9 protein-coding genes and 2 pseudogenes are annotated in these 14,074 nt (G+C 65.4%); 3 read left to right on the top strand and 8 right to left on the bottom strand.

Annotated elements, in window-relative coordinates:
- Positions 1-606: 606 nt before the first annotated feature.
- Together ACFK0J_RS16970 and ltrA are read right to left on the bottom strand one after the other, a co-directional pair.
- On the bottom strand, positions 607-1,008 hold the full coding sequence (locus tag ACFK0J_RS16970) for a hypothetical protein (protein WP_378741322.1): 402 nt from the start codon (positions 1,006-1,008) through the stop codon (positions 607-609).
- 341 nt (positions 1,009-1,349) lie between these two features.
- Positions 1,350-3,119, bottom strand: a complete 1,770-nt coding sequence (gene ltrA, locus ACFK0J_RS16965) for a group II intron reverse transcriptase/maturase (RefSeq protein ID WP_378741319.1) — start codon at positions 3,117-3,119, stop codon at positions 1,350-1,352.
- Between the two features lie 955 nt (positions 3,120-4,074).
- Here ltrA and ACFK0J_RS16960 point away from each other — a divergent pair.
- The 3 genes from ACFK0J_RS16960 (at position 4,075) to ACFK0J_RS16950 (ending at position 7,212) form a co-directional block, all read left to right on the top strand.
- The gene (locus ACFK0J_RS16960) at positions 4,075-4,422 is read left to right on the top strand and encodes a Clp protease N-terminal domain-containing protein (RefSeq protein WP_378741317.1); all 348 of its coding nucleotides are present in this window, start codon (positions 4,075-4,077) and stop codon (positions 4,420-4,422) included.
- A 409-nt stretch (positions 4,423-4,831) separates the two neighbouring features.
- Positions 4,832-5,821 carry a hypothetical protein gene (locus tag ACFK0J_RS16955; protein WP_378741314.1) on the top strand — a complete coding sequence of 330 codons (990 nt, stop codon included), beginning with the start codon at positions 4,832-4,834 and terminating at the stop codon, positions 5,819-5,821.
- A 635-nt stretch (positions 5,822-6,456) separates the two neighbouring features.
- On the top strand, positions 6,457-7,212 hold the full coding sequence (locus tag ACFK0J_RS16950; RefSeq protein ID WP_378741312.1) for an IS5 family transposase: 756 nt from the start codon (positions 6,457-6,459) through the stop codon (positions 7,210-7,212).
- 654 nt (positions 7,213-7,866) lie between these two features.
- Here ACFK0J_RS16950 and ACFK0J_RS16945 read toward each other — a convergent pair.
- The 6 genes and pseudogenes from ACFK0J_RS16945 to ACFK0J_RS16920 all read right to left on the bottom strand — a co-directional run bounded on the left by ACFK0J_RS16945 (position 7,867) and on the right by ACFK0J_RS16920 (position 13,210).
- Complete coding sequence (locus ACFK0J_RS16945; protein ID WP_378741310.1) at positions 7,867-8,826, bottom strand: ANTAR domain-containing protein; 960 nt, start codon at positions 8,824-8,826, stop codon at positions 7,867-7,869.
- 501 nt (positions 8,827-9,327) lie between these two features.
- Positions 9,328-9,624 (bottom strand): annotated as a pseudogene (locus tag ACFK0J_RS16940) (sirohydrochlorin chelatase); the annotation flags it as partial.
- 73 nt (positions 9,625-9,697) lie between these two features.
- Positions 9,698-9,984: pseudogene (locus ACFK0J_RS16935) on the bottom strand (sulfate adenylyltransferase); the annotation flags it as partial.
- Positions 9,985-10,367: 383 nt separating this feature from the next.
- Entirely contained in the window at positions 10,368-11,042 is a 675-nt protein-coding gene (locus ACFK0J_RS16930; RefSeq protein WP_378741307.1) for a phosphoribosyltransferase, read from the bottom strand.
- Positions 11,043-11,645: 603 nt separating this feature from the next.
- The gene (locus ACFK0J_RS16925) at positions 11,646-12,428 is read right to left on the bottom strand and encodes a hypothetical protein (protein ID WP_378741305.1); all 783 of its coding nucleotides are present in this window, start codon (positions 12,426-12,428) and stop codon (positions 11,646-11,648) included.
- Positions 12,425-13,210: a GAF and ANTAR domain-containing protein gene (locus ACFK0J_RS16920; RefSeq protein WP_378741303.1), complete on the bottom strand. Its 786-nt coding sequence runs from the start codon at positions 13,208-13,210 to the stop codon at positions 12,425-12,427. The genes ACFK0J_RS16925 and ACFK0J_RS16920 overlap by 4 nt, the downstream gene beginning before the upstream one ends.
- Between the last annotated feature and the right edge of the window lie 864 nt (positions 13,211-14,074).

Here is a 14,074-nt window from a genome sequence, read left to right as displayed (position 1 = left end):
AACCGCCGCCCACACCGAACCCGTCCGGAGCCCGGCAGATGCGGACGTTCCAGAGGCGTTGGTGGCCACCGTCCGAGGCGGGCCACCGTTCGCTCGAACGCGCGCTCGGCCGCGGACGTTCACTGTCAGCTCCAGTCAGCCCACGCTCCCATCCGGAATCTTCGCGGACTCAAATACATGGAAGTACGGTGGACCGGACTAGCTGGTCACCCCAACGAATGGGAGCGTCTGTGCGCATCAATTACGGACGAACTATCGCACTTCTCGGCACCGCCACCATCTCGGCCGCAAGCTGGCTGATCGTTGCACCTACATCACATGCAGCTGGGACTCCTACCTACACCTGCGACTCCATCGAACTTATGCAGGACGACTCGATCGGTACCGGAAACTGTAAGGCGACCAATGGCGCACCCAAGAGCGGTAACAATAATGATGGGTGGGCCATCATCGAGGGCAAAAGGGACGGGGAAACTACCTCGCAGAAGTGTCGGTTCTGGGAGGTTAAGCTGCCGAAGAAGGTGAGGGGCAGCGACTGTCGCGCAACCTAGCCGATCGGGGCAGCTGGGGGTGTCGGCGTTGACAAAGCCAATGATGCCGACACTCTCAACTGGCGTTCTGGCTCCGAAGGTTAACCGATAGCTTCGCTGTGGCTGACTCGTTCGGTACTCGCGGGCTGCGGACGTACTCGGCCGGCGAGTGGTCAATGACTCCGTCGATGACGCAGGTGCGGGAGAACCCGGTCACCACCGCGGTCCGGCGGGCCACGGTGGAGGGTTTGAATCGGCGGGTTTCCTGCATCCACCACACGTAGCGTTCGATCTCCGCTCGCACCACCAGCAACGGCTGTAGTTGGCGTTCGGTGCACCAGTGCAGATACAGGCGCAGGTCGGATCCGCAGTGGATCCAAGAATTCCCGGTGAACCGGCTGAGGTAGGCCGCGCAGGCCAGCCGCAACACGAGATCGTCACCAGCGAAGATGACGTCGGTATCCGATGAAGTACCCATGCACAACAATGCCGACACCCCCCGAGCTCGAACACGCCCCCACCAGATACGCGCCATCCAGCCCGGCAGTGACACCGAATCCCTGATGGCGCATTGCTCGCACGAGCACCCTGGTGATGCGCCAGTTCGGATACGAGCGTCGCCGAAGTGCAGTGTCTTCTGCGCTTCGGCGACGCGCCGACTCCCATCGCACAGGAGCTTTCACTCGTGCGTTCACCTCACCCCGACAGTCAACCGCCCCGATCCTGCATGCGAACGCGCGGGTCGGCCGGGTAGGCCGGGCGCATTGCTGCGCCCGGCCCCCCTCAGAACCGGACGTGCACAATTTCTATGCATCCGGCTCAAGCAAGCCCATGGCGGGCTGATGATGGTGTGCCGGGCTGCCGGGGGTGGCAGCGTGTGTGGATGAGACGGAGTTCGGATTGATCCGGTGCCCGTTCCCGTAAGGTGATGGCGTTCTTGGTGATTGCCTTGCGGGTGGCCGCCAGCCACTGTTCCCATTCAGCGGGGGTTTGTGGCGGGTGGTCGGCGTGCAGGAGTAGCTGGCCGCATAGGGCGCAGCGGCCCTGCTGTGCTTGCAGTAGCCGCAGCCGGGTGCTGTCGATAGGCAGCCGTATTCCTTTGCGCCGCCGGGTGTTCCAGTAGTCGGTCAGGGCAGGGTCATCCGGTGATGCGGTGCCTTTGACCAGCTGGTGCCGAACAATCCGGGTCCAGGCGAATCGCAGCAGATAGGCGCCGCTGTCGCGGTCGCCGAATACCCACCGATCTCGTCGGGACCTGTTGAACATGCCGAAGTAGCGGCGAACGATCCACCGTGTCGGCTTGTTCGGATGAGTGTGTTTGGCCCACTTGTAGGTGAGCTTCCACAGGTAGTGATCCAGGTCGTTGAATTCTTCGCTGGATACCACGCTCCGGTAGTAGGCGGTCCAGCCCCGGATGATGGGGTTGAGCCGTGAAATCACTGCGGATGCATTGCTTCCTCGTAGGGACCGCAATTCGGTGCGCAGCCGTTCCCGGATCCGTCTCAGCGCCGCTTTACTCGGTTTGATCAGCAGCGTGCCGTGGTAGCGGCGGATGTTGAATCCGAGAAAGTCGAAGCCCTCGTCGAGGTGGGTGATGCGTGTTTTGTCCTCGTTGAAAGTCAGACCCCTCAGCGCCAGCCACGCGGCGAGCCGGGCTTTGATCTTCTCGGCCTGCTGCCTGGAGTGGCAGAGGGCGACCAGGTCGTCGGCGTATCTGATCAATACCGGTGAATCCCTGTGCGCCACCAACGCATTGGCGTCGACGCGGTCATACCGGACTCCGGCGGCAGTTTCCATCCCGTGCAAGGCCACGTTCAACAGCAGTGGACTGACCACCCCACCCTGGGGTGTTCCCGCCTCTGTCGGAGTGAGCAGTCCGTTCTCGACCACACCTGCCCTGAGCCATCCGGTGGTGAGGCGTTCCCTGGCAGGGAACGCACCGACAGCGGTGAGCAGCCGACTGTGGTCGATGCGGTCGAACGCTGCGGTCAGGTCGGCATCGAGCACCCACTGGCGGGCCGGATTCTTGCCCTTGGCCACCGCGAAGATGGCCTCGATCGCGTCGTGGCAGCCACGTCCGGGCCGAAATCCATAGGATCGCGGCTCAAATCGGGCCTCCCACTGCGGTTCCAGCGCGTTGACCACCCGCGCTTGCAACACCCGGTCCACGAGCACCGGAATGCCCAACGGCCGCCGTTTCCCGCCTGCCTTGGGGATATACACCCGCTTGACCGGCCGGGCGGTCCAAGGTTTCGCGTCGCGGTGGATCCACTGTGTCAGCTCCACCTTCTCCAGGCCGGTCGTGATGACCTGCCCGTCGATGCCCGGGGTCTTGCGGCCGGCGTTGACCTCCGTCACCCGCCGCACACTCATCAAAGTGTTGGCACGCGAGCGGAGCATCAGCTTCTGCAGATTGGCGACCCGCTGATGGTCGCCGGCCTGCGTTGCCGTGAAGATCCGCTGCCGCAAACGCCCTACGTCACGCTCGATCCGCCGCCATTGCACAGCGGCCCAATCGAATTCGTCGCCCTGCGGTCCGTTCACCGTGTCGGTGTCCAACTTGTCCGCAGGTTCAGGTGTCGTTGTCATCGGCTCCTTCACAGGTTCACCTGGCCCGCGTCAGCCCCCTTTCGGGTCCGGACACTTGCTGGTCCGGTATCCGGCCGGTTATCCACGACCGGCTGGCGGAGGGGCCAGCCATTTCGGTCGCGGTTTCCCGCTGCCTTTCGGCCACCGGCATTCGCTTCTCGGGCCATCCCAATCCCGCTCGGGGAGTTCAGCTTTCCTCACAGTCGGCCTACCGGACACCGACCGGTGTCCGGACCCCGTCGGGGTTACCACGTTCCACACGCGCGAGATACGACCGGGGAGGGTGCCTCCTCTATCCCGAGGACGGCGATGCTCTCCCGGCCGGATGCCGTGCCCGACCGGCGCCTGCCGCTTCACCGCGGCCAGTCCCTGCACCCGCCAACAACATCCCACCAGGCGAGCCACTATTCACGAGACATCAACGGAGGTTCACGCGATTCACCCGTCCGGCCTGCCCCTGACCCGTGGCCCCCCGGATGGATCGGGAGCCCTTCGGCGTTCCTCCGAGCTTCGCACCCTGCCGTTACCAGCAACGCACGTCGGAGCGGGGCCGGGCCTCGAGCACGAGCCCGGAACTCACACAGCCGAAACCAAATTCGGCCCTCCTATCTGCGAGTTCACTCGCATCGTGCGACTTCGTGTCGCAACGGCAGATGAGTGCGTTGCCCGTTGTGGCGGCAAACGAGGCCGCGGCGGGAGCGTGGGAAGCCCGTCAGTAACTGTGGTGAAGTTGATCGAAAGGCGGTTTCGGACAGGCTCACGGCGTATAGTTTGCTGCTCTATCCGAGTCCCGCAGCGCGGCTCACTCCTCACATTTAGGTCGCTACCGCATTGAGTGCCCCGAGCGCGTGGGCGCCGTGGGCCAGTATCAGCCCTGCTGGCGGTTGGCGCGCCTTCGGTGGTGGGGACCCATCAGAGAGTTCGGCCAATCCTGTTCGCGTCTTGGAATGGAGGAATGAGTGTGAGCGCGGCAGAACGAAACGGCAACGCACCGACAGTGCCTGGCGTAACCGGCGATGGTGTGCACGTCGACAGCTGGATCAGCCCCAGACTTGAACATGCCCTGCAACGTGCGGTCGATATCGCCAACGAGCTCGGATGCCGGCAAGTGCACCTCGAACACGTCGCGCTCGCGATTCTGGAGGATCCCGAATCGCCCACGAGCCGAAACGCTGGTGCGGCGCTGACCGGACAGCAGTTGCGCCAAGCGTTCCTCGATGCGCTACCCGTTCACGAATCCACTGACCAGGGCTGTGGGCACCGTAGTGGAGCCGACATCTTCTGCGGGTGCACATCCCATTGAATCAACGCAGGCAACACGCACCAGCTTCCGCACTTGGCCCGGCTTTCCGGCGCTGACTGATCTCAGCCGTGGTCGCGGGCTCGGTCAACCGTTCACCCTCGGCCAGGTAGCCATAGCGTCGGCAGTCGCGGACGTCCGCGAGATCGGCTAACGATGACAGCTCACTCCAACGACCGGGAAGCGGCTACTTACCGGGCGGCCGATGGGCGAGGCCCGCCGAAGAGTGGTCCCTTTCTACATGCTCACCGGGCAGGTGTGGCTAGGGCTGCGGGCGGGGAGACTGTGAAACGTCCGTGAAATGCCGGTGAGACCCGTGGCCAGGAACCTGGACGGGCGCCGCGAGGACTGCACTGCTGATTCTGGGCCGCGTCTGGGGCGGCAGGACCAACACACTGTGGAGGAGGCTGGGATGCCGCTGTATATGGTAGGCAGAAATACCCCCCCTGATGAGAACACCGACGACCAGCGGATCTGGTGGTCGGTCAGCGATGACGGGATCTTTTGGGCTCCGATGAGCGAAGTACCCGGCGCGAACACCCCCACCACGCCCTCGCTGGCGAGTTGGAAGGGCCGGTTGTACATGGCGTGGCGAGGCGTTCGCGCCTCCGGGGTGGACGATCCGGCCCTGTACTGGTCGGTGTTCGACGGCTCGTCATGGAGCTCGTACCAGCGTTTCGGGGACCCCGACGCGATCTGGCGTCGATCGAGCTTCGGTCCTCAACTCGTCGCTCGGCATGATCGTCTGTGCATGTACTGGCGGGGCGAAAAGGATGGGTTCGGTCAGCCCAACAAGCGGGTGATGGTCGCGACGTTCGACGGGAACACCTGGTCGGACGGCCAGTCGATCATGGGTGGGCGCGCCGTGTCCGACATCGACATCTTCGTGACGGACTCGAATACCAGCCGAGTGCATCTGCTCGCCCGGGAGGGGGCCAACAACGACAATGTCCTGTACTGGTCCCAGGACGGGGTATCGTGGAATGTCAACGACCGAATTATCCTGCCGCACAAGAGCATCGGAATCCCGAGCCTGGTTGGTTTCCCCGGATTCGGGACCTCGACGCTGATGCTGACCTACATCAAGAACGACAACGATCAGGTCTACGGCTCGTCGTCCTCCGACAACGGCAGAACATGGTCTCCCGAGGCTCCCGTCACCGGGGTCCGGTCCAACCACCCCCCGCGCTACGCGACATGGGGCTCCGCGCAGCCATTCGCGGTCTGGCGTTCACCCGGCCACACGTACCATCAGGTATTCCAGGCGAGGCCAGCGACAGTACGGGAATGGTGGGACCCGCGAACGAAGCGCCCAACCGCCCCCGACTCGCCGCCGATCGACGGCTTGGTGAGCTATCACCAACCCGTCATCGCGGCCTACGGCTCCATGCTCTTCGACTGACCGCCACCACCAGCGGCAGTAACACATTCGAGCCCCGCACGGCGGCGGCGATCCGGCCCGGCCAAAGCCATTTGCGAGCGTTGGCACCTTGGTGCGTTGAGGTCGTCGAGATGATCTCGGCAGGTTGACCTTTCGAGTGTGCCGCATGGCGCCTCGCAGCAGAAGACCTCCGATCGTTCTAACTGTCAAGCCGCGTCAAATGCTTCAGGCTTAGCGGCGGTGTGCCCGAAAGCCTTGACCGGGTCGTAAACCCGGCCCGTCTGCAGGCAGTGATAGAGCTAGGTTCGGCGAGGTTGGTGGCCGAGCGGGCGCTGAAGGTTTCCAGGAACGCCGGGTAGTACTCGCGCAGCAGCGAGCGCAGTTCGTTTCCGGCGTTGGTGCGCCGCCAGATTGCGTCCTGCTGGGCGCACGATCTCCCCTCACGCTGGTGGCGACCTGGCGTGCTGCCGCGACTGCTGTGACACGCACATCGGCAGAGCGCGCATCCGCTCGGATGCGCGCTTCTCGGCAGATCAGGGCGTTCGGCGGGCCGAGATGATCTCGACCCGTTGCCCTTCGACCACCTGCGGCGGGTGGTTCGGTTCGCGCGACATGCGGTATCCTCTGTGCCTCAGAGCAATTGGAGAATCATCCTGATGACTGTCATCGGCTACTCCATCGGGAAGACATTCGGCATGGTGACGGTCGCGGTCGCCCCCGTACCGGAGGGCACCAGCTACCGCGACGCCGAAGCAACGGCGGCTGATATCGGTGCGGAGCTGGTGGTGTGCAGCTCCATCAAGAGCCGAGCCGAGCTCGAGGCCGACCTGGCAGGCCGCCGGGACGTTCGAACAGATCCATCAGGCCGTGCTCGCTCGCTGCCACGCCGCCAGGATGATCGACTTCGACCGGGTCATGGTCGACGGCTCGCACGTGCGGGCCAAAAAAGGGGCGCCGCAACAGGTCCGAGCCCGGTCGACCGCGCCAAGACCGGTTCCAAGCACCACATCCTGACCTGCGGCAACGGATTCCCGCTCGCGGTGGCGCTGTCAGCGGCCAACGTCAACGACCATCTGCTGTTGCCCACCCTGCTCGACCGGGACCGACCTCTGCGCGGGCGCGCGGGCCGACCCCGCCACCGGATCACCACCCTGATCGCGGACAAGGGATACGACTACCCCAGCGTGTATTCCGAACTACGGCAACGACATATCACCGGCTACATCGCCCGCCGCGGCACCCGTGACAAGGTCACCGCAGGCCGCTGGATCGTCGAGCAGTCCTTCGCCCTGCTGCACCAGTACCGGCGGTTGGCCATCCGATGGGAACGACGCACCGACATCCACCACGGATTCCTCGACCTCGCCGCAGCCCTGATCTGCTGGCGACGACTCAGCAACCGAACCCGATAGGAGCTCTAAGGGCTCGGGCCGCGGTGATTTCGTCCAGCCGCTCGTGGAGTCACACGGTGTTTGCGACGGCGAGTTGATCCGTCACTCCGATCGCGGGTCGACCTACACGGCCTTCAAGTCATCGATTCGGTTGGCCTGCAACGGAATTGCTCCATCGATGGGATCGGTCGGGGATTTCTATGACAGTGCGTTGATGGAGAACTTCTTCCCCACCCTCAAACCGAATTGGGCTACCGCAACGCCTGGCAAGTCGTGACGAGGCCGAGAACGCGCTGGTCGCCTACAACGACTGCGACAACCACCAGCGCATCCAGAAGAAACTCGGTTGGCGCCCACCTGATGAGTTCGAAGCCAGCTACCATGAACCGCTCCTGCCGGAACCAGATAATCCGCTCTCCGGCTCGGCGGGGGAACCTCAAATCTGGGTTCAGCGGTGTGCTCATGCTACAAGGTCCCGCCGGTAAGCGTTCGCACGTGGGCAAAAGCGGATCGCGCTTGCCGACGTCGGCAGTGAATCGCCGCGCGTAGAGGAAGGCGAGGTCGAGGTCCTCGATGTGATTTGAGGCGGGCCGAAATCGTTCGGCGGGGAGGTGACCGAGCCGGTGTCGGTCTGTGGGTAACTGGGGCGAGGGTCGGGCCGTGGCCATGTGCGGTTCAACCGAGTTCGGTGGGATGGTTGACCAGGGTTGCGGCGAGGTCGCTGAGTTTGATGTTGAGGTCCTGGGAGGTGCGGCGTAGCAGGTCGAAGGCTTGTTCGGCGGTGAGTCCGCGTCGGGCCATGAGGATGCCTTTGGCTTGTCCGATCACATCCCGAGAGTCGATGGCTTTGCGTAGTTGGGTGTGTCGCAGGTCGGCGATTTCGGTGGCGTGCGTATGGGCCAGTGCGAGGGCGGCGTGGGTGGCCAGCAGCAATGCGCGATGTTTGTCCTGTGCGTTGAGCCCGTGCGGGTGGAAGTAGATGTTGAGCGCCCCCGACAATGCGTCGGGACCGGCTGCGGCGGGCAGTTCAGTGGACAGCACCGCTCCCAGGCCGTGACGGGTGGCCGCAGCGGCGAAGTAGGGCCATCGGGTTTCGTTGCTCAAATCATCGCTGGCGGCGAAGGCGGGACCGTTGGGGCGGGCGGCATCCAGGCAGGGGCCTTGGCTGGTTCGGTATTGCACTTGGTCGAGTTCGACGGCGATGTCATCGGTCGCGACCGGTGTGAAGAAGGTCCCGTCGGCCCTACGCAGGGTGAGGCTGACCAGCAGTGCATCGGGAATCAACACCACGACCGCAGCCGCGATCTGCTGCAATGTTTCCCCGACCGTGGTCGCGGTGAGCAGCGTGCGCGTCAGCACCTCGAAGTGGACGGCGAGGGCGTCGGGGGCGTGCGTCATGGTGGCCGGTGTCGGTCCTGCCGAGCGCGGCGGGGCAGACCTGCTGACATCACTGTGATCCGGTGCGGGCACGGCGTTCGGGGTGAGAGCCTCATCGAGGCTGGCGAACACTGGCAGCGATGTCTTGGGGTCGGTGAGTTGGAGTACGCGCGCGGCGACTCCGCCCGGGTCAAGCACGAACGCGGCGCGAATGTGCTGATCGCTCTGCAGTTGCGTGAAATCCGCAAAGGTACGCACCCAAGCAGCAGACAGCGTCTGCAACTCGCGTAGGTCTACCACGACCACGCCATATGGAGATGCGGGACTGAATGCGAGAGGCCATAGTGCTCGCGGGGATTGATCGGCAGGTGTGGGGGTCAACTGGCCGCGAATGGTCAGCACCAAAGCGGCCTCGGTGGATAGGTCAACGTGGCCGACGCTTCGCATGTGGGTTCCTCCCTGCCGACAGGTTAGGCACCCAATAGTGCGTGGCGCGTCGTTCGACCGTACCCGTGAAGCGGCACGGTCGCGCCATCATGGCCGCTATTGCCACCGGTCTCGCGCGAAACCGCGCGCATGTTCCTGCGATTGTCGGTGCCGCATCGCTTAACACTTCGTGCATAACCGGTGTCGTCTCGACCACCCCGCGTTGGCGGCTGGCTCGGCGATTGCTCGGAGTCACGCGATCGTGGGCGGGCAAGACAGTTCAGTCGAGCCTGCCAACGGGGGCTGACGGGTCAGGTGCAGCTGAGGATGTCAAGCGTGCGAGGCAGCGAGTAGACCAGGCAGATCCACCCGTGCATGAAAGGCGCTACCCAGCGACAGCGGCGTCACCACCGCGTGGGTATGCCCCTCGGCCGCAACAGCATCCACGACCTGCTCCACCGACGGCGCATTGAGATCGACAAACGCCAATCGCACATCGAAATCCGGCCGCGCCGCCGCGAGCTCGGCCACCACCGCCGACATCGTCGCGGCCGAGCGCGGATCTCGGCTCCCGTGCGGCACCGCGATCAGTGCGGGGCGGCCGCGCGCCGACGCCGCGTCACTCTTGATCGCGCGAGCTGCCGGCGCCCCGCCCGCCACGGGAGTGACGGCTGGTCATGTGACGCCGGACGGATCCGTCATCTCAGACTCCGGTACCGACCTCGATCGCCGACAGCACGTCGCCGACGAGGGCTGCGGCGAAGTGTTGCCGCCGGACGGGTCGATCAGCAGGAAGCTGCCGGTGTGCCGGTTCACTCGGTAGTCGTCGACTGCGAGCGGTTCCGCGACGCGCAGGGAGACGCGGCCGATGTCGTTGAGGGCCAGTGATTCCGGATTCGGGTCGGCGATCATGCGCTGCTCGTCGAAGCGTTCCAGCAGGCCGCCGACGATCGCCTGGGTAGAGCGGGTGCCATTCTTGAGCAGCAGGCGAGTCGAGGCCGAGGCGTCCGCAGCGACGGGTGTGGAATCGCAGGTAGGACTGATCGTCGTGATGCGGGCGGTCCCGGGGCAACACCTGCATACCGGGGCTGGTGCCGGACCGAATCCGACGTTCATCTCGTGTGCGCACGACACCGTCGCGACCGACAACTCGCTGCTGCGACCGGGCGCTGGGCTATCGCAGGCGTGGATGAACGCCTCGGTAGATCGGGGATGCCACCCCATGACCTCCAGTACCAGCTCTGGGGCATGCCGGTGCTGTGTCGCGCATCTTTCCGGAGTCGGCCAGTTCTATCGGTCGAAGCGCCGCTCGGCATTCGAGTGCGGTGAATCGCGAATGGGCGGTTCTCGTCTTACCGGGTGGGGTTGAGGATTCAGTTCGAGGCGGGCCTGCCGAGAAGCGGGGCGGGGTTGCTGGTGGCTGCCCGGTCCAGCAGCGTGCAGACTTCGGGTTCGGTGACGTCGTCGAAGTCTCGATACCACGTGCCGGTCGAGCCGAACAGTGTCGGGATTTCCGCACACACGAGGGCATCGACGACCGGGGAGACCGCGCGCAACGCAGGCCCGGAACCGACTGGGGCGGCCGCGACCACCCGGGCCGCGCCCCGCGCACGCGCGATTGCGACGCCGGCGCGGGCGGTCGCGGCGGTGTCCAGACCGTCGGTGACGATGACCGCGGTGACCTCGTGCAAGGGCAGCGGGGTGTGCTCGCGGCGGTATCGGATGACGTTGTGGCGCAATTTTGCTCGCTGCTCACGGATTACGGCACGGCGTTCGGGCTCGCCGACGAACGCGTGGGCGATGACGTCTTCATCGAACACCTGCACCCCGCCCTCACCGAGCGCGCCGAAGACCAGCCACGGCTGATACGGCACGGTCAGCGCACCTACTACCGCGAGATCGAGCGGGGCACCCAACCCGGTCGCGACCTCGTAGGCGACCGGCACCCCGCCGGCGGGTAGCCCCAGCACCACCACATCGGAGCCACCCAACGCGCGCAGGCGCTGGGCAAGCCGGCGACCACCGTCACGACGATCGAGCAGAGGCATGGCTACTCCTGAGCCGGATGACACATCACGAGAGTGAGCCGCACTGTTGGACTCGAGGATTTGGACAGACACTCTATCCCCCGCACGCGGCGAACACGATCGTTTCACAATGTTTGCTGAAGGTGCTGACCTATCGCGGGCCTGTGGCGGAATCTGTAGAGGCGCAGGATGGTTCGCGGCAGGTCGACCCCAGGAGGACGCCGGGTGACCGGTATGTCTGGTGTGGTCCAATCCTGGTGTGCCAATGGGTTGCCTGCTCCCACATCAGACCGGGGACCGCACGTATCCTGCGGCGGCGCGGGCGGGTGCCATTGTTCTATCGACCATGGGCTCGGGCCGGGGATGCCCGGTGGCGGGGACTGGTGAATCCCCACCACCACCTATCAGCACAGCGATAGCGGGCCGCGTTGGGCATCGCGGGACCGCCTCTGCAACCCCGGGACTAACCGAGGCATGGACCAGCCTACGACGGTGCCCCCTTTACCGGTGGGCGTTTCCCAGCAGTGCCCGCTACGGTGCGGCAGCACTTGCACGGCCCGCAGTCCCGCGCGCAGTGTCCTCGAGTTCGCCGAGCAAGGTTCCGCGGTTGTGGGCTAGCCGTGCTCAACCGTTGATATTCGGTGGGGCCGATGGATCCGGAGGCGGGTGCAGCAGTCCGGAGGCGGCGGGGTCGCCGGGGTGGCGGTTGTGGGCGCCGGTGATGGCTTTGGCGTGGGTGGTGGGGGTGGTGTTGTGGGCGCGGGCCAAGCGCACGAGCCGGTCGCGGGCACCGTCGATGCTCAGGTCGAGGTATTCGGCGAGGATCCCGACCGCGACCGAGACCGTGGTGGTGTCGGCCAGGACGGCTTCGATGGTGTCGCTGGTCGTGACGCGCCGCCCATGCGGGTCCGCGATGGACAACGCGACCGCGCTCAGGTCAGCCAGGATCTGGCCTAACTCGTTGGGCCGGGTGGCGCCCCACGGTCCGGTGGTGTGGATGACCAGAGCCCCCAGAGGCACCGCCAGCGCGGTCACCGGGAACGCGCGCACCCCTCCCATCCCGGCGGCCAGGGCCGATGCACGGTAGTGCGACCAGCGGGTGTCATCGGCCGTGTGCAGGTCGGTGATCATCGTGACCGCGCCGGTGTGGGCGCTGGTCGGCCCGGGTCCGCTGGTGTGCAGGGCGGGGTCGGCCCTGTAGCCGTCGCTGGTGGATTCGGCCACGATCCGGATGTCTGCTTGCCCGCCGCGGCGGCGGTCATCGAGCAGGATCAGCACCGCCGAACACGCCTCGAAACACCCCCTGGCGTGCCCGACGAGAGTGTGGAGCAGGGTGGGAACATCGAAGTCGGTGGTCAGCAGCGCGGTCAGCTCCGCTACCGCCAGCCGGGTCCGGGTGAGGATCATGAGTCCGAGCTTCCTGGGTTGTCGCGTTGATCTCGCAACGACAGCCGGTGGGCGAGGATCTCCGCGGCGACGTCGGTGATCGAGCGGGCATGGGCGTAGCAATAGGCACGTAGCCGGTCCAGCGCTTCGGCGGTGGAGACCGCGAGTTGCACCGCGACCATGCCGGAGGCGACATAGACCTCCGATCGGGAGAACTCATCGGCCATGTCATCGATAGCCTGATCGAATTCGTCGCTGCCGGCGGTGTTTTCGACACCACCCGCGGCCAGCATCCGCGTACTCCAATAATGGTGCAAGGCAGTGCCGGTCGCGAGCGCGCACGCGCCCGCCGATCGCTGTTCGCCCTCGGTGAGATCGCCTGCGGTGCGGCGATACAGCTCCAGTACCCCCACCGGGCGCCACGTCCCGGGCACCGGAAAGGCGAAAGCCGCCGATACCCCCAAGGCAACCACCTCGGCGGTGAACCCCGGCCATCGCATGCCGGCCGACTCCTCAGCCAGGTCCGGGCACATCTGCTGGCGACCCTTGACATAGGCATCGATACACGGCCCCTCACCGACGACGAACTGCAGCTCATCGATCTGGCGGGCGGTGGCATCGGTGGCATACACCAATTCCCTGGCTCGGGTGCTGCTACTGAGCACCGCGACCGCGGCACCATCGGCCCCGGTCAACCGCACCGCGGTCGCACACAATCCACCGATACCAGCGACCATCGATCTGCCGCTCTGATGGTGCCCGTCGGCAGGATCGCCCGCGGGACCACCCGACGCGCCATGCATGCTTCGACTCCCGTCTGCCCCTGCCCGCGACGCTACCCCCAGCTTCCCCGTTATTCCTGACCCCGACGAAATCGGTACAACTCATGCAAGGGACCAGCGCCACGAGGCGTGGCGGACAACCATCGCCGAGGACTGCCTCCAGAGGGGGTTCCGCCCAGCCGGACGCCCCGATCGCGGCGCGCAAAGAAATCCAGCTCGCGGCGACACCCGTGTTCCCCGGGCCCGGGGCTATCGGGGCATCGCGGCAGCAGCGACGTCCGCCGCCTGTAGCGTCTGGTGAGCCCGGGCAATGCATTTCCTGGTGCGTGGTGTGGACGCGACCGCAGCTGACAAGCAAACCCGGACGGCGTTTCGGCGATCGTCACCGCACGGGACGGCTCGCCCGAAAATCCGGCATTTCCGCACTCACCCGACCTCGTGCGTTTGCGGCTGTTCGACTGGCAGCCTGAGTCATGGTCGAGGAGTCGTTGCGCGCTACTGGATTCAGCATATAAGTATGCAGTGGGTAGAATTACACCGTACGCAATCCATCTCACTCGGCTGTGAAATGCGGTTCGCGACAGCAGGACCGCAACGGCCGGCCTGACATGGCCGGCCCGGCCGTTGCTGGATCCACGGGGCGACAATGCATGACGGGAGTGCGCACGTGAGGTGCGCTGATTTCATTGATGATCATCGACGCGGCACCGGTGACGGGGGTGCAAGTACTCCAAGGGACAGCGGTACGCCCGCGCAATATTGGACGGTGATGGCTGCGGTCGCCGATGCGGGGCGGGCCGAACTGAAGCCTGCTGCGGTGGCGGTGGCCCCTGACCTCGTGGTGGCTACTGAGCATGTTTGCGTCCAGTTGCCGGACTCGGCTGG

This window comes from Nocardia brasiliensis (genome assembly GCF_042691675.1).
GTDB classification, from domain to species: Bacteria; Actinomycetota; Actinomycetes; order Mycobacteriales; family Mycobacteriaceae; genus Nocardia; species Nocardia brasiliensis_D.
The sequence above is the reverse complement of the archived record's forward strand: the minus strand, read 5'-3'. Positions and strand labels throughout refer to the sequence as shown.

Excerpts from the sequence above, each read along its gene's own strand:
- ACFK0J_RS16970 (WP_378741322.1), bottom strand. The coding sequence starts at position 1,008 with ATGGGTACTTCATCGGATACCGACGTCATCTTCGCTGGTGACGATCTC.
- ltrA (WP_378741319.1), bottom strand. The coding sequence starts at position 3,119 with ATGACAACGACACCTGAACCTGCGGACAAGTTGGACACCGACACGGTG.
- ACFK0J_RS16960 (WP_378741317.1), top strand. The coding sequence starts at position 4,075 with ATGAGTGTGAGCGCGGCAGAACGAAACGGCAACGCACCGACAGTGCCT.
- ACFK0J_RS16955 (WP_378741314.1), top strand. The coding sequence starts at position 4,832 with ATGCCGCTGTATATGGTAGGCAGAAATACCCCCCCTGATGAGAACACC.
- ACFK0J_RS16950 (WP_378741312.1), top strand. The coding sequence starts at position 6,457 with ATGACTGTCATCGGCTACTCCATCGGGAAGACATTCGGCATGGTGACG.
- ACFK0J_RS16930 (WP_378741307.1), bottom strand. The coding sequence starts at position 11,042 with ATGCCTCTGCTCGATCGTCGTGACGGTGGTCGCCGGCTTGCCCAGCGC.
- ACFK0J_RS16925 (WP_378741305.1), bottom strand. The coding sequence starts at position 12,428 with ATGATCCTCACCCGGACCCGGCTGGCGGTAGCGGAGCTGACCGCGCTG.
- ACFK0J_RS16920 (WP_378741303.1), bottom strand. The coding sequence starts at position 13,210 with ATGCATGGCGCGTCGGGTGGTCCCGCGGGCGATCCTGCCGACGGGCAC.